This window comes from Plesiomonas sp. (genome assembly GCF_051650925.1).
In the GTDB taxonomy this organism is placed as follows: Bacteria; Pseudomonadota; Gammaproteobacteria; order Enterobacterales; family CAMTGL01; genus Plesiomonas.
In genome coordinates this window covers 1-15,237 of record NZ_JBOFRH010000151.1, presented here as the reverse complement: position 1 = coordinate 15,237, position 15,237 = coordinate 1, and the positions used below count along the sequence as shown (strand labels likewise).

The 15,237-nt window shown below is 49.4% G+C and carries 16 protein-coding genes; 7 read left to right on the top strand and 9 right to left on the bottom strand.

The window, feature by feature from the left end; genetic code table 11:
* Window positions 1-49: 49 nt before the first annotated feature.
* On the bottom strand, window positions 50-1,483 hold the full coding sequence (gene aspA, locus ACRC27_RS03450; RefSeq protein ID WP_438622180.1) for an aspartate ammonia-lyase: 1,434 nt from the start codon (window positions 1,481-1,483) through the stop codon (window positions 50-52).
* A gap of 288 nt (window positions 1,484-1,771) precedes the next feature.
* Here aspA and ACRC27_RS03445 point away from each other — a divergent pair, with 288 nt between their 5' ends.
* The 3 genes from ACRC27_RS03445 (at window position 1,772) to groL (ending at window position 4,671) form a co-directional block, all read left to right on the top strand.
* Window positions 1,772-2,368, top strand: a complete 597-nt coding sequence (locus ACRC27_RS03445) for an FxsA family protein (RefSeq protein WP_438639194.1) — start codon at window positions 1,772-1,774, stop codon at window positions 2,366-2,368.
* A gap of 296 nt (window positions 2,369-2,664) precedes the next feature.
* Entirely contained in the window at window positions 2,665-2,958 is a 294-nt protein-coding gene (locus ACRC27_RS03440; protein ID WP_438622178.1) for a co-chaperone GroES, read from the top strand.
* Window positions 2,959-3,021: 63 nt separating this feature from the next.
* Complete coding sequence (groL, locus tag ACRC27_RS03435) at window positions 3,022-4,671, top strand: chaperonin GroEL (RefSeq protein ID WP_438622177.1); 1,650 nt, start codon at window positions 3,022-3,024, stop codon at window positions 4,669-4,671.
* 249 nt (window positions 4,672-4,920) lie between these two features.
* On the opposite strand, the gene ACRC27_RS03430 is transcribed toward groL, so the two are convergent.
* Entirely contained in the window at window positions 4,921-5,277 is a 357-nt protein-coding gene (locus ACRC27_RS03430) for a hypothetical protein (protein WP_438622175.1), read from the bottom strand.
* 430 nt (window positions 5,278-5,707) lie between these two features.
* Here ACRC27_RS03430 and ACRC27_RS03425 point away from each other — a divergent pair, with 430 nt between their 5' ends.
* Window positions 5,708-5,839, top strand: coding sequence for an entericidin A/B family lipoprotein (locus ACRC27_RS03425; protein ID WP_438622174.1), 132 nt, complete (start codon window positions 5,708-5,710; stop codon window positions 5,837-5,839).
* 150 nt (window positions 5,840-5,989) lie between these two features.
* Window positions 5,990-6,271 (top strand): pyrimidine/purine nucleoside phosphorylase, encoded by a 282-nt coding sequence (locus ACRC27_RS03420; protein ID WP_438629966.1) that lies wholly within the window; start codon window positions 5,990-5,992, stop codon window positions 6,269-6,271.
* 99 nt (window positions 6,272-6,370) lie between these two features.
* On the opposite strand, the gene ACRC27_RS03415 is transcribed toward ACRC27_RS03420, so the two are convergent.
* Entirely contained in the window at window positions 6,371-7,414 is a 1,044-nt protein-coding gene (locus tag ACRC27_RS03415; RefSeq protein ID WP_438629964.1) for a hypothetical protein, read from the bottom strand.
* Window positions 7,415-7,638: 224 nt separating this feature from the next.
* On the opposite strand from ACRC27_RS03415, the gene sugE reads away from it, so the two are divergent.
* Window positions 7,639-7,953 carry a quaternary ammonium compound efflux SMR transporter SugE gene (gene sugE / locus ACRC27_RS03410; RefSeq protein ID WP_438639193.1) on the top strand — a complete coding sequence of 105 codons (315 nt, stop codon included), beginning with the start codon at window positions 7,639-7,641 and terminating at the stop codon, window positions 7,951-7,953.
* Between the two features lie 138 nt (window positions 7,954-8,091).
* Here sugE and ACRC27_RS03405 read toward each other — a convergent pair whose 3' ends face one another.
* The 5 genes from ACRC27_RS03405 to frdA form a co-directional block, all read right to left on the bottom strand.
* Entirely contained in the window at window positions 8,092-8,637 is a 546-nt protein-coding gene (locus ACRC27_RS03405; RefSeq protein ID WP_438639192.1) for a lipocalin family protein, read from the bottom strand.
* A 183-nt stretch (window positions 8,638-8,820) separates the two neighbouring features.
* Window positions 8,821-9,180, bottom strand: coding sequence for a fumarate reductase subunit FrdD (frdD, locus tag ACRC27_RS03400; protein ID WP_438622169.1), 360 nt, complete (start codon window positions 9,178-9,180; stop codon window positions 8,821-8,823).
* Window positions 9,181-9,192: 12 nt separating this feature from the next.
* Window positions 9,193-9,591 carry a fumarate reductase subunit FrdC gene (frdC, locus tag ACRC27_RS03395; protein WP_438622168.1) on the bottom strand — a complete coding sequence of 133 codons (399 nt, stop codon included), beginning with the start codon at window positions 9,589-9,591 and terminating at the stop codon, window positions 9,193-9,195.
* An 8-nt stretch (window positions 9,592-9,599) separates the two neighbouring features.
* Window positions 9,600-10,334: a succinate dehydrogenase/fumarate reductase iron-sulfur subunit gene (locus tag ACRC27_RS03390; RefSeq protein ID WP_438622167.1), complete on the bottom strand. Its 735-nt coding sequence runs from the start codon at window positions 10,332-10,334 to the stop codon at window positions 9,600-9,602.
* Entirely contained in the window at window positions 10,334-12,127 is a 1,794-nt protein-coding gene (frdA, locus tag ACRC27_RS03385; RefSeq protein ID WP_438622166.1) for a fumarate reductase (quinol) flavoprotein subunit, read from the bottom strand. The genes ACRC27_RS03390 and frdA overlap by 1 nt, the downstream gene beginning before the upstream one ends.
* A gap of 388 nt (window positions 12,128-12,515) precedes the next feature.
* Here frdA and epmA point away from each other — a divergent pair, with 388 nt between their 5' ends.
* Window positions 12,516-13,490 (top strand): elongation factor P--(R)-beta-lysine ligase, encoded by a 975-nt coding sequence (gene epmA, locus ACRC27_RS03380; RefSeq protein WP_438622165.1) that lies wholly within the window; start codon window positions 12,516-12,518, stop codon window positions 13,488-13,490.
* Window positions 13,491-13,865: 375 nt separating this feature from the next.
* On the opposite strand, the gene ACRC27_RS03375 is transcribed toward epmA, so the two are convergent.
* Window positions 13,866-15,237, bottom strand: a 1,372-nt coding sequence (locus tag ACRC27_RS03375; protein WP_438639191.1) for a mechanosensitive ion channel domain-containing protein, incomplete at its 5' end; no start/stop codon positions are given.

Below are 15,237 nucleotides of genomic sequence, written 5' to 3'. Positions count from 1 at the left end.
CTAGAAAAAGCCGGCAAAAGCCGGCTTTAGTCATCATTGTTCGAGTTGATTACGCGTTTTCTTCCGTGAATCGTTTCGCTTTGTACTGCGGGTTCATCAGGTTCTCGACAGACAAAATGTCATCAAGCTGAGCTTCAGTCAGTAGACCGCGCTCAAGTACCACTTCGCGCACACCTTTACCGGTTTCAGCACAGATCTTACCGACGATGTCACCGTTGTGGTGGCCAATGAACGGGTTCAGATACGTGACGATACCGATAGAGTTGAATACGTAAGCTGCACACTGCTCAGGGTTGGCAGTGATGCCATCCACACAGAAATCACGCAGGTTCACACACGCGTTCGCCAGAATAGAGATTGACTCAAACATCGCTTGGCCAATTACCGGCTCCATCACGTTCAACTGTAGCTGACCGGCTTCGGCGGCGAAAGTTACGGTCGTGTCGTTACCAATCACTTTAAAGCAAACTTGGTTCACCACTTCTGGGATTACTGGGTTTACTTTTGCTGGCATGATAGAAGAGCCTGCTTGTAGCTCTGGCAGATTGATCTCTTTAAGTGCTGCACGCGGGCCAGAAGAGAGCAGACGCAAGTCATTACAGATCTTAGACATCTTCACTGCAGTACGCTTGAGCGCGCCGTGCATCATCACGTAAGCACCACAGTCAGAGGTTGCTTCAATCAGATCTTCAGAGATCAGACATGGCAAACCGGTTACTGCAGTTAGGTGACCAATGATAGTGGCAGAGTAACCTTCTGGCGTGTTTACGCCTGTACCGATTGCGGTAGCGCCTAGGTTAACTTCCAGCAGCAGTTCAGCGGTACGCTTTAGGTTACGCACTTCTTCTTGCATCAGAACAGAGAAGGCACGGAACTCTTGGCCAAGGGTCATCGGCACAGCATCTTGCAGCTGAGTACGGCCCATTTTCAGCACTTTAGCAAATTCAGTCGCTTTGTTATCGAAACCTGCCTTCAGGTACTCGATTTTTTCAATCAGTTGCATAACACTGTTGTAGACAGCAATGCGGAAACCGGTTGGGTATGCATCGTTGGTTGACTGGCTGGCATTCACATGATCACAAGGGTTGATCACATCATAACGGCCTTTTTCCAGACCCATCAGCTCAAGTGCAACGTTTGCAACCACTTCGTTGGTGTTCATGTTGACAGAAGTACCCGCACCGCCTTGGTACACGTCAGTTGGGAACTGATCCATGCACTTACCGGTAGTCAGGATCAGATCACATGCTTTAACAATCATATCACCGACATCAGCAGGAATTGCGCCCAGCTCTTGGTTTGCCAGTGCAGTCGCTTTTTTCACCATCACCATACCGCGTACAAACTCTGGAACATCAGAGATGGTGGTGTTAGAGATGTTGAAGTTTTCGATAGCGCGCAGAGTATGGATGCCGTAGTAAGCATCAGCAGAAACTTCGCGGGTACCCAGCAGGTCTTCTTCGATACGAATATTGTTAGCCATAATAGGTAAGCCTTGAATGTATGGGTAATGAGATTGTTAAAATATAGTATGTCGTTTTTATCTAAAACGGCAGAGAAAATTACTGTTCTTCCCTGAAAGTGCCGACGATCTTATTGTTATACGCAGGGAAAAAATTTACCTAGATCACTATTTGTTGCATGTTACCTAATTAGAGTTAATAAATGTGATCTGACTCACGTGTAATGGGGGGTAAAAATCCGCTATCTTGAAATTAGTGCTCTCTGCCCCCACCTTTATTGATGACATTTACTCTAAAGGAGCACCATTGTGCGTCTTTTCTTCTTGTTCCTATTTCTGTTTTTACCGTTTATTGAGATCACGTTATTTATACAAGTGGCTGATCAAATTGGCGGTTGGACAACATTAGCGCTGGCACTGCTGGCTTCGGTACTCGGTGTTTCACTGATCCGTAGCAAAGGTGTGCAAACATTGCGCCATGTGCAGCGTAAACTTGCTCAGGGCGAAATGCCGGCTCAAGAGTTATTGCAGGGTTGCCTGCTGGTTATTGCCGGTATTTTATTGATTATCCCGGGTTTTTTAACCGATTTTGTTGCGCTGATTTTGCTGCTGCCTTGGGTGCAGAAGGGGATTGGTTTGTTGCTGTTATCCCGTATACAGGTATTTTCTGCCGCAGCAAACAGTAGCCAAGGTTTTAGCCCGTTTGGTTTTGGTGGTCAGCGCAATGATCACCGAACCTTTGAAGGGGAGTTTGAATCGGCGGATAAGCCGGTAAAAACCGCATCATCACAGATCATTGAGATTGAGCATCGTGCGGCAGATGATCAGGTAAAAGGCTCGGATAACGGCCCGACGGATTCATCTGACGCTGACCGCGGCAATCCGCGATCACCACAGAATAAATAACCATTATTCTGGTGAGGATGCAGCGCTGAATGGTTGGCTGTTTTAACGCCGTTTCTGCGGATATCCAAGCCTATTACAAACAATAAGCATAAAATATGTGATGGCGGTCATTTTTTCAGCCATCATCACCTGTGAAGCAAAAAAAAGTTTATCTTTCCCCTTGAAGCTGACCATCTGACCCCCATCTCTTACTACACAGTGTGACAGCGTTAAGCTGTCACCACCTTTAACTAATTGACCAACCTAGAGCAGGTACGGAATACCTGCTTAAAGCTTGTTATTTGGAGAGTAGCTCGATGAAAATTCGTCCATTGCATGACCGTGTAATCATTAAACGTAAAGAAGTTGAGTCCAAGTCTGCAGGTGGCATTGTATTGACCGGATCTGCGGCAGGTAAATCTACCCGTGGTGAAATCTTAGCGGTAGGTCATGGCCGAATTCTTGAGAACGGCGAAGTGAAACCGCTGGATGTAAAAGTAGGTGATATCGTTATTTTCAACGATGGTTACGGCGTGAAGAGCGAGAAAATTGACGGCGAAGAAGTGCTGATCATGTCCGAAAGTGACATTCTGGCGATTGTTGAAGCGTAATTGCCGTTTACGGCTCTGCGTAGAATTTCACCCTATTTTTAAAATCTAAAGGAATAATGAGTCATGGCAGCAAAAGAAGTTAAATTTGGTAATGATGCGCGCGTAAAAATGCTGCGCGGTGTTAACGTTCTGGCTGATGCAGTAAAAGTTACACTGGGTCCAAAAGGCCGTAACGTAGTACTGGATAAATCATTCGGCGCACCGACCATTACTAAAGATGGTGTTTCTGTGGCACGTGAAATCGAACTGGAAGACAAGTTCGAGAACATGGGTGCGCAAATGGTGAAAGAAGTGGCCTCTAAAGCGAATGACGCAGCAGGCGACGGCACAACCACCGCAACCGTACTGGCACAATCTATCGTTAACGAAGGTCTGAAAGCTGTTGCTGCGGGCATGAACCCGATGGATCTGAAGCGCGGTATTGATAAGGCTGTGATTGCAGCGGTAGAAGAGCTGAAAAAGCTGTCTGTACCTTGCGCCGATACCAAAGCTATTGCACAGGTTGGTACCATTTCTGCCAACTCTGATGAAACAGTGGGTACGCTGATCGCAGAAGCGATGGAGCGCGTAGGTAAAGAAGGCGTGATCACAGTAGAAGACGGCACTGGCCTGCAAGATGAGCTGGATGTGGTTGAAGGTATGCAGTTTGATCGTGGCTACCTGTCTCCGTACTTTATCAACAAGCCAGAAACAGGTTCAGTTGAGCTAGATAGCCCGTTCATTTTGTTGGTTGATAAGAAAATCTCTAACATCCGTGAGCTGCTGCCAGTTCTGGAAGCGGTTGCTAAATCTGGCAAGCCACTGATGATCATTGCTGAAGATGTTGAAGGCGAAGCACTGGCAACACTGGTGGTTAACACCATGCGTGGCATCGTGAAAGTTGCAGCAGTCAAAGCTCCTGGTTTTGGTGATCGCCGTAAAGCGATGCTGCAGGATATCGCAACCCTGACTCACGGTACTGTGATCTCTGAAGAGATTGGTATGGAGCTGGAAAAAGCGACGCTAGAAGACTTAGGCCAAGCTAAGCGTGTTGTTATCACCAAAGACAATACAACCATTATTGATGGTGTGGGTGATGAAGCTGCTATTCAGGGCCGTGTTGCACAGATTCGTCAGCAGATTGAAGATGCAACTTCTGACTATGATCGTGAAAAACTGCAAGAGCGCGTAGCAAAACTTGCTGGCGGTGTTGCTGTGATTAAAGTTGGTGCAGCAACTGAAGTTGAAATGAAAGAGAAAAAAGCCCGTGTTGAAGATGCTCTGCATGCAACACGCGCTGCAGTTGAAGAGGGCGTTGTTGCCGGTGGTGGTGTTGCTCTGGTACGTGTTGCCAGCAAAATTACCGCATTGCGTGGCCAGAACGAAGACCAGAACGTGGGTATCCGCGTTGCTCTGCGTGCGATGGAAGCGCCTTTGCGCCAGATCGTGATTAACGCTGGTGAAGAAGGTTCTGTTATTGCGAACAACGTGAAGAACGGCGAAGGCAACTACGGTTATAACGCCTCTACTGAAGAGTATGGCGATATGCTGGAGATGGGTATCCTTGACCCAACTAAAGTAACCCGTTCTGCGCTGCAGTACGCTGCCTCTGTGGCAGGTCTGATGATCACTACCGAGTGCATGGTGACTGATCTGGCAAAAGATGACAAAGCTGACATGGGCGCCGGTATGGGTGGCATGGGCGGTATGGGTGGAATGGGCGGTATGATGTAATTTTTTGTTTACCACGCTGAATCTGAGCTTTTGAGCCACAGGGCGCAGCGCGGTAACAGATTACACGACTGTTTTTGTGCTGGATAATACCAATATCGGTTATTCCCGTGTAGCCAATATCGAAACAGCAAAAAACCCCGCAATGCGGGGTTTTTTTATTGCCGGTGATCCGTGGGATATCTCCAAAGAGCTAAAGAGATCATGCGCGAGGATCCGGCTTACCACCGATTATCGTGAGGCTACATACGATTAATGGCTGATCTCTACCGCGGGTGTCGTGCTGGCCATTGCCGCGCGGAGCTGGCTGCGGATCTCTTTTCGGATCAGCTCAACTTTATGTGCTAACGCTGAGATTTTGACATCAATCAGCGGGCTGTCTGACTGCATGTGCAGAGAGTCAACTTCGTACAATAGCTCTTCAACATACGGGCGAAAATGCTGGCTGCGGCTGTTAAACCCTTGCGGCAGGCTAAAACGCGGGCGCAGTTTTTCGCGCTGATGGCGTGGTTTGCGTAGGGTAAAATCATCAACCGTGGTGGCTTGATTGAGCGTTTGCCAAAGATGGTGTTGGATCCGGCGTAGGATCATATCGGGGTTATCGAGCATATAAAGCATCCTTGTCTTTCGCGGTAGTTCATCGTGAACATACGGGGCTGGCTTGCCATGTGTGAGTGAATACATGACATTAATACGCCATCAGATGCGTAAGCACCTGTTTTAGATTAGTGCATGAATGGCAGATTGACGGCCATTTTTTGCGATACATATCCAGTAATTTAAGATATCGATATAAAGTGTCACAGCTGTAGGGTGATTGCAAATCAGTGGCGTTAAAAATCGGCTCAGGTGTTAAATTGATCACAATTTTTAGATCGTACGCTGATCGGTATCGGCTGGATTTATCCAGAAAATCGCGGCAAGATCATCCACAATACTGACGATATTGCCCGTTGTTTTTCAGGCAGATAATCACAAAAAACAGTAGGCTGTACGATAATAAAAGTGAAATTCCGCCAAGTGGTAAGAGAGGAATCAGATGAAATTACGTGGCTTATGGGTATTGTTACCCTTGCTGGCGGTGCTATTGACCAGCGGTTGTGAAACAACCAAAGGCTTTGGCCGTGATGTGCAAAAGTTGGGCGGATCTATTCAACGCGCAGTTGATTAAGGTGGCGGAAAAGTTTCATTCTGGCCACTCAATTGTGACACATGGTATGCTCATTTAACCGGATATGCGCCAACGCATATTGGCAGGAATGGCCGCAGAGCAGGTCTGCAACTGTGGCAAACAAGCAGAGTAACAACAAGGAGAGCGTTGATGCTGAAGGTAAATGAGTATTTTTCCGGTAATGTAAAATCGATTGGTTTTGCCGATGGGGAGTCAACCGCCACGGTAGGTGTGATGCGCCCTGGTGAGTACCGCTTTACGACCGGAGCCCCTGAGATTATGCAGGTAGTTCGTGGGGCACTGACCGTGCGTTTAGACGGTGAAACTGAGTGGGCCACTTTTGCGGCGGGTGAGCAATTTGCCGTAGCAGGAAACAGCGCGTTTGATCTGGTGGTTGAGCAAGACTCTGCTTATTTGTGTTTGTTTGGCTGATTGTGATTCGGTGAGTTTTTCACTGAGATCGACCGTTGTTCGGTCGATCTCAGTAATACGGTGTCTGGATACATATACCGCGAATGTGAATGTCTGCGCTTATGGTCGCCAGTGTGCCGGTAAATGCTGTTGTAACCAGCGGGCAATATCAGTTTCATGCCGCTGCCACTTGACCCCCAACATAATCACCAACAGACCAATCCCACATAAAATAAAAGGGAATGCCATACTGCCGGCAAACAGTGACCACGCCAGATAACCAATATAGGCGGTGACACCGAGCATGCCAAACAGCGTAAAAATACGGCGGTTAAACCACGGGCCACTAAACATCACGGCTAAATTCAGCAGAAAATAGAGAAAGCGCCCCAGCTCACTGTTGCTGTCGAGCAGCGTTAGGCTGATCCAACTGACGGCCATACCGGTAACGTACCACCATCCGGCATAGTCAGGGTTACGGCGGTAACGAAAATCGAGCCAGAACGCCAGCAACAGCATTCCCAACCCGATCAGCAGTGAGACTTTATAGTGAAGATGGTCTGGGGTTTGCCAACCATCAAGCAGGTTCAAGCTGCCATCGAGCAGCATCCCCCACACGGCAAGACTAAGCGGTAGCATCAGTACCGAATACCGATAGCGCCACAGCAGCAGAGCGCCACTGAGCACCACACTCACTTCTAGACTTAACCAGCGCTGATCAATGAGGCCAATGAACAGGTGGTGTAGCGGTGTTTTTGTATCCCACCAGCCGAGATGAACTTGAATACCGTACAGGACTATCGGAACTGTCACCATCACCAGTACCGCACACAGTGCTGCCGGTGTGGTGAGCTGGCGGCGGTGCAGGTATTCCGTCATCAGGGCGGCAATGACAACATACAGTGCCGATAAGCTGCTGAAGGTCAGCGGGCCGTAGTAGCTCCAGCTTAGGCGCATAAAAAGTGTCATTGCACCAATCGCCAGCAGCCCGCCAAGCACATACAGTACGTGTGAGAAGGTGAATCGGCTGGCCGAGGCAGCATGCTGCTGAAGGTAGTGCCATAGCGCGGCGCGCTCGGGTTCGGTGAGTAACCCTTCGGCCACCGCCTGTTGCAATAGCGGGGGCGTCACGATCAGCCCCTCTTGGTCGTGCGAGTTCGCCATACAGATCCCCTGCCACATGGTTTTAGTTACAAATAATGTCTTAAGGTAGCATATTGTCACTCATTGCGGGGGATACCGGCTTACCCACGTGACTATCAAGGTTGATTGGTAAGGTGTGCTTGTATACAGTGATTCAGGCTCTTTTCATCTGACGCTATCAGGACGACCTGACTGACGTATTGTATTTACGGGGACGACCCCATCAGCCATTAAAGGTTATGATTATGGCGTGGGTATACCTGATTATTGCAGGGTTACTGGAAGTGTGTTGGGCGTTGGCCTTGAAAGCCAGTGAGGGGTTTTCCAAGCCGTTACCGAATGTGATTTTTGCGGTGACTATTACCGGTAGTATGGTGTTGCTGGCACTGGCGATGCGGCATCTGCCGGTTGGTAGTGCTTATGCTATCTGGACCGGTATTGGCGCGGTAGGTACGGCCATTGTCGGGATTGTACTGCTTGGGGAGTCGGCATCTGCGTTGCGGATAGCCAGTTTAGTGCTGATTATGCTGGGGATTCTTGGCTTGAAGCTTTCGAGCTAACTGGCCACGCTATTGCAGCACCGCACTGTGTTTTGGCGTCAGTACCGTCTGTCACCAAGACCCTCTGTAAACTGACAGGGCAGAGTATTTTCTGCCCTGTGTCGATAGTGCATATAGTACGAGTATCTGGTGATACTGTTATGCGCTGGGGGTCTCTTGCGGGCGATTTTGCTGAATAGGGAAGATCAGCTTTTGCGTATTAAATCCGGCTTGCTGCGCGGTTTTTATCAGCATATTGAGCGTGGGTTGGCTCAGTGTGGGGGTGCGGGATAAGATCCACAAATAGTCGAGATCCGGGCCACTGATCAGGGCATATTGGTACTCTTTATCCAGTGCCATAATATGGTATCCACCATAAAACGGGCCAAAAAATGAGACTTTCAACGAGCCAACATTGGCTTTATCCAGCAAATATGCCTTGCCTTCAGCCTCTTTCCAGCGCTGTTTTTGCGCATCATAGCCGCGGTTAATCACCTTAATTCCCCCGTCATCCCGCGGTGAATAGTTGGCGGTTACGTGGCTTAAGCCGCGCTCAAAACTGTGGTCTAGCCGTGCTATTTCATACCAAGTGCCAAGATATTGTTGGGTTTGGAAATCGGTTATCGGCGTGACGCCCTTGGGCGCTTGCGTGCAGCCGCCGAGCAGCAGTGTGGTGAATGCCGCCAGTAGCAGTGTCATTCGCATGAGATCATCCTTGTAATGCTGAAAATATGACAGATAACGGTAAGTCTACGTCTATTTCTGCCGACTGCGGCATTATATTTTATGAATAGCGCTGATTTTTAAGGGATAAAAAAGCCCTGAGGGGTTCTCAGGGCTTTATATCACTCAAAAGAGTGTTTCACTTTAAGTGAGCGGTATACCGGATTACAGCGTGAAAACCACAATCAGTGCCAGCAGGCTGAAGATTGCAGACAGGCCGTAGAACACCAGCTTTCCAGCAGGCACATGCACTTTCAGATCGTGCATCGCGTGGTGAATACGGTGCATGCCACACCAGATAGGCAGGATCAGCATACCTAGCATGAACAGGCGACCAATGATGCTTTGTGCAAAGCTCAGTACGCGCTCATAGCTCATGGCATCTGCCGGTAAAATACCCAGTGGCAGCAGAACGCCAACCAGCAGAATAATGACCGGAGAAACAATAGCACTCCACATACCGCCTGCACCAAACAGACCCCAGAAGATCGGTTCGTCAGAACGCTGAGGGATGGATGATTTCATCGTATTCCTTCCTTAAATCAGTACGATAGCTAAGGCAAATACAGTGAATGCTACCATCACTGCCCACAGTGCTTTAACAATCTTTGACTCGGCCAGCTTTTCACCGTTAATGATGATTATCTGTGCTTTTGGCGCCAGATTGAACCACGTTGCGGTGTGCAGCAAGGTCATGGCCAGAGCAATCAAGTTCAGCAACAGTACGATAGGGTTTTGTAGGAAACCAACAAACGTTCCCCAGCTTTCTGCACCGCTACGCAGGGCGAACATGCCGTATAACAGTACCAGACCAAACCAGACGGTAGGGATAGCGCTGCCTTCACGGATCATGTAGAACTTGTAAAAGCCCAGTTTCTGCCACCAGTTCGCTTTCATCCCACGAACATAAGGTTTACGCTTCGACATAGTGCTCATTTTATTCCTCACTGTGGCTTCAGCATGGCGATCATGAAGTCTTTCGCACTTTCTACCTTGCCCTGCTGGATAGCAGCGGCCGGATCAACGTGCTTCGGACAGACTTCAGAACAGTATCCAACAAACGTACAGCTCCACACGCCGTTTTTACCGTTCAGTACCGGCATACGCTCGGCCTGACCGTGGTCACGGCTATCGGTGTTGTAACGCTGTGCCAGTGCCAGTACGCCTGGACCTACAAACTCAGGGTTTAGACCAAACTGCGGGCAGGCTGCGTAGCACAGGCCACAGTTGATGCACATAGAGAATTGACTGTATTTCTCCATCTGTGCCGGAGTCTGGATGTTCGGGCCTTCTGAAACCTTGCGATCGTTACCGATCACATACGGTTTGATAGACTCAAGGCTTTCGATAAAGTGAGTCATATCGACCACTAAATCACGCTCTACTGGGAAGTTGGCCAGCGCTTCAATACGCATGCCCTCTTCGGTGTAGTCACGCAAGAAGGTCTTACAGGCCAGCTTTGGCACATTGTTAACCATCATGCCGCATGAGCCGCAAATCGCCATTCGGCAAGACCAGCGGTAAGACAGGTCGCTGTCTAAGTTGTCTTTGATGTAGCCTAACGCATCAAGCAACGAGGTTGCGTTGTCGTAAGGCACATCAAAAGTCTGGAAGTATGGCTCGTTATCCTGCTCAGGATTGTAGCGCATTACATCCATCTTTAGAGTACGGCTTGCCATTATGCCTGCTCCTTCTTCAGCTTTTCTTGGTCTTCAGCTTCAGCGCCATATACACGTTTGGCAGGCTGAGAGGTTGTGATGCAGACATCGCTGTATTCCAAGCGCGGCGCGCCGCCATCTTCACTGCGGAATGCCAATGTGTGCTTCAAGAAGTTCACATCATCACGCTCGGTGTAGCCTTCATCCAGACGCTGGTGTGCACCACGAGACTCTTTACGCGCCAGCGCAGAGTTTGCCATGGCATCGGCCACTTCAAGGCTGTAACCCACTTCAATCGCGTACAGCAGATCGGTGTTAAACACGCTTGAACGGTCTTTGATGGAGACTTTCTTAATACGCTCTTTGAGTTCGGCCAGCTTATCAACTGTGGCTTGCATCAGATCTTCGGTACGGTAGATACCGCAGCCTTCTTCCATTGATTGACCCATCTCGTCACGGATCTTCGACCAAGACTCATTGCCTTCTTGGTTCAGAACAGTGTGCAGACGGTTTTCAATGTCTTTCACTTGTGCATTCAGTGCTGCATCGTTGGCTTCGCCCATTTCGGCGGCACGCGCAACGGCGTTTTCACCGGCCAAACGGCCAAATACCACGATTTCAGCCAGTGAGTTAGAACCCAGACGGTTCGCACCGTGCAGACCCACAGATGAACACTCACCCACCGCGAACAGACCCTTGATACGGGTTTCACACTGGTTGTCGGTTTCAATACCGCCCATGGTGTAGTGCACTGCTGGACGAACCGGAATCGGCTCTTTCACTGGGTCAACACCCACGTAAGCCTTGGACAGCTCACAGATAAACGGCAGACGCTCGTTCAGGTACTTCTCGCCCAGATGACGCAGGTCAAGATGTACTGCATCGCCCAGTGGGGTAGAGATAGTGCGGCCTGCGCGCCACTCGTGCCAGAATGCCTGTGAAACCTTGTCACGCGGGCCCAGCTCCATGTATTTGTTCTTCGGCTGGCCAACCGGTGTTTCTGGGCCCATACCGTAGTCTTGCAGATAGCGGTAGCCATCTTTGTTCACCAGAATACCGCCTTCACCACGGCAGCCTTCGGTCATCAGGATACCTGAGCCAGGCAGACCCGTTGGGTGATACTGGACGAACTCCATGTCACGCAGTGGTACGCCATGACGGTAGGCCATTGCCATACCATCACCGGTCACGATGCCACCATTGGTGTTGTAACGGTAAACACGGCCTGCACCACCGGTAGCGAGGATCACGCTGTTGGCGCGGATCTGAACCAGTGTGCCTTCCATCATATTCATTGCAACCAGACCACGGGCTTCGCCGTTGTCGACCAGCAGGTCGAGAACGAAGTGCTCGTCAAAACGCTGGATTTGCGGATATTTGATTGAGGTTTGGAACAGCGTATGCAGCATGTGGAAGCCGGATTTATCCGCGGCAAACCAAGTACGCTCGATCTTCATGCCACCAAAACGGCGCACGTTGACTGAACCGTCCGGACGACGGCTCCACGGACAACCCCACTGTTCCAGTTGGGTCATCTCGTTAGGGGAGTTCTTAACGAAGTATTCAACTACGTCTTGTTCACACAGCCAGTCACCACCCGATACAGTATCGTTGAAGTGGTTATCGTAGCTGTCATGATCCAGTGCTACTGCTGCGGAGCCACCTTCGGCCGCAACAGTGTGACTGCGCATAGGGTATACCTTGGATACTAACGCGATCTTAAGATTTGGGTTCGCTTCAGCTGCGGCAATAGCGGCACGCAAGCCCGCGCCACCCGCACCAATGATGGCGATGTCTGCGGTAAAGGTCTGCACAGCATTCCTCCGAAATGTTGACAAAATAGTCATCGGGATTAATAAAAAGAACTAAGGGGGAAAATCCTTGGTTTCAGCGGTGCTATTGTAGAACCGTGATCTGTAACAAAACTTGATGTAGTCACCTCTTTTGAGACTTTCCTCACCGTTAAGAGGTAGTAAGATCTGAATTCGTGATCAAGCGCAAAAAATCGCACAAAGTCATAAAAGCAGAAATAACCCCATTGCTTTTACATTGATGGTGGAATATTTCACTTTTTATATTCTTTAACGCAGTTTTTTACATTTTCGCATCATTCCATAAAAGGAAATGATCTGTCAGATTTGTGTGTCGGGGCGAGCACGCGTAGACTGCGGCACCAATTGAATCGGTAAATCAGAGGAAATCATGAGCGAATCGGTAAGCTGGCAACCCACAGCACCCATGAGTAACTTACTCAAACGCGCTGCGATGCTGGCAGATGTTCGTCGTTTTTTTGCTGATCGTGGTGTGCTGGAAGTCGACACGCCTTCGATGAGCCAAACCACGCTAGCGGATGTCTATCAATTCCCCTTTCAGCTGGATTATCAGGGCTGCGATACCTGTGAGAGTCAGAAGCTCTATCTGACCACTAACCCTGAGTACCATATGAAGCGCTTGCTGGCGGCAGGCAGTGGGCCGATCTTTCAGTTGGCCAAATCTTTCCGTAACAAGGATGCCGATCGTCAGCATAATCCTGAATTTACGATTCTAGAGTGGTATCGCCCCTGTTTTGATATGTATCGCCTGATCAATGAAGTGGATGATCTGGTACAGCAGGTGTTGGATTGTGAAGCGGCAGAGAGCCTAACTTATCAGCAGGCCTTTTTGCGCCACTTGAATATAGACCCCTTGTCAGCCGATAAAGCGGTGTTGTTAGAGCAGGTGCAACAGCAAGGGCTGGTGGCTGAAATTAATTGTGAAGATCGTGATTGTCTGTTGCATGTGCTGTTTCAGCATGCGGTAGTGCCAAATCTGGGCGCTGAAAAACCGGCATTTGTGTATCACTTCCCAGCGAATCAAGCAGAGCTGGCACAAATTAGCTCTGAAGATCATCGCGTTGCGGAACGTTTTCAACTCTATTTTAAGGGATTAGAGCTGGCTGACGGCTTTCATGAACTGGCCGATATTGATGAACTGCGTAAGCGCTTAGAGCAAGAGAACTTAAAACGCGCATCACGCGGGCTGGCAACTTACCCAATTGATGAGCGCCTGATGGCAGCCGTAGAAGCGGGTATTCCCGATTGCTCTGGTGTGGCGTTGGGTGTGGAGCGTTTACTGATGATCGCTGTGGGTGCAGAGCATATCAGCGAGGTTATCGCCTTCCCGATTGATATTGCTTAAAGGCCAATGTGCTGCATACCATGTTAGCAGCAGTAAGGTTTATCGCTATTTATCATCACTTGAATGACCCGTGTGCTCACGTGATTATTTCATCATTTTGAGCCATCGGGTTATACCTGCCGATTACGGCCACCCTACAAGGTGGCCGTTTTGCTGAAACCGGTTCAGAGGTTATGCTGATGATTGTGCTTTTACCCTACAGGTTTACCTTACAGACGTTTACCCTATAGAGTATGGTTATCACCATAAAACAGACCTCATGCAAATGCAATAAGTTATCATTCGCATTTGTCTGTTCTTATGTTTTCACGCATCCTTCGGCATCAAACTCTTCTCAACATTAAATGCTTTGGCGGGATATGCCATTTCTCACCATTACAGCCCACCTGTTTTGAACACTTGTGCCGCTTTCATCGTCTCAACCCGGATTTGGCTTGGTGGATATGGCAGTTCAAGCTGATGAGCGCGGAACAGAGCCAGCACATTTTTGTGTAGCTCATTGCGAATAGGCATCCGATGCCCCATTTCCGCGGCGTACAGGCGAATTTCATACAGCGGAATACCCTGTTGCAGGTCTACTAAATAGACCTCAGGGGCCGGTGTTTCCAGCGCATTGGTGGTATGCCGCGCGGCCTGTTCGATCAGACGGCTGACAAGCTCACTGTCTGCGTCAGACGGTGCAGGAATGCGCAGTACAATACGGGTGATCGGGTCTGACAGTGACCAGTTGATGAACTGCTCGGTAATAAACGCCTTGTTCGGCACAATGATCTCTTTGCGATCCCAATCCACAATGGTGGTAGCGCGGGTGTTGATTTTGGTGATCGTACCGGTCAGATCGCGGATCGTAACGGTATCGCCAATTCGGATCGGTTTTTCAAACAAGATGATCAGGCCGGAGATAAAGTTGGCAAAGATCTCTTGCAGACCAAACCCCAGCCCGACACCCAATGCTGCCACTAACCACTGTAACTTCCCCCAATCCACCCCGATCATCGAGGCGGTGATCATGATCCCCAGAATAATAATCGAGTATTTGGTGAGTGTGGTGATGGCATAACCGGTGCCCGGAGTCAGGTCTAAATGTTGCAGCAGAGCCAGCTCCATCAGTGCTGGTAAATTGCGGATAATCTTGGCGGTGATCATCAGCGAAAGACCGGCAAACAGCAGTGAACCGAGGGTGATAGGTTGGATACTCTCAACCCCATTGCTGATATCCATCACATTCCACAAATTCACATTATCTAAAAATGCAAATGCCGAATGCAGCTCTGACCAGATCAATACCAGTGAACCCAGTGCCGCCAATGAGATGATTGAGCGAATCAGTTGCAATGATTTGGCGCTGATCACATCCAGATCAATCACCGGCTCTTCGATCATATCGAGTGCCGTATCGTTGCTGCTGTTACTGTCATCATCGTTACGTGCCCGCTGGGCGAGGATCTCAGAGCGGCGATGCTTGGCGCGATCGAAGGCGATGCGGCGACGTTGGATCAGCATCCAGCGGCGGGTGAGGTAGTAGATCAGCAGTAGAAACAGCCAGACAACTAAAGAGACTTCCACCCGAGCCAGCAGCGCGCGTGAAGTTGAGAGATAGCCTAAACAGGTGAACAAAATTGCCAGTGGTGGGGTTGCCAGTACCACACCCCACAACAGATAGTTAATCATGTTCTGGCCCGAACCCTGCGCATTCAGATACAGCGGAACTTTGGCGCGTTTTAGGCTGGCGGTCAGTACCATCAAT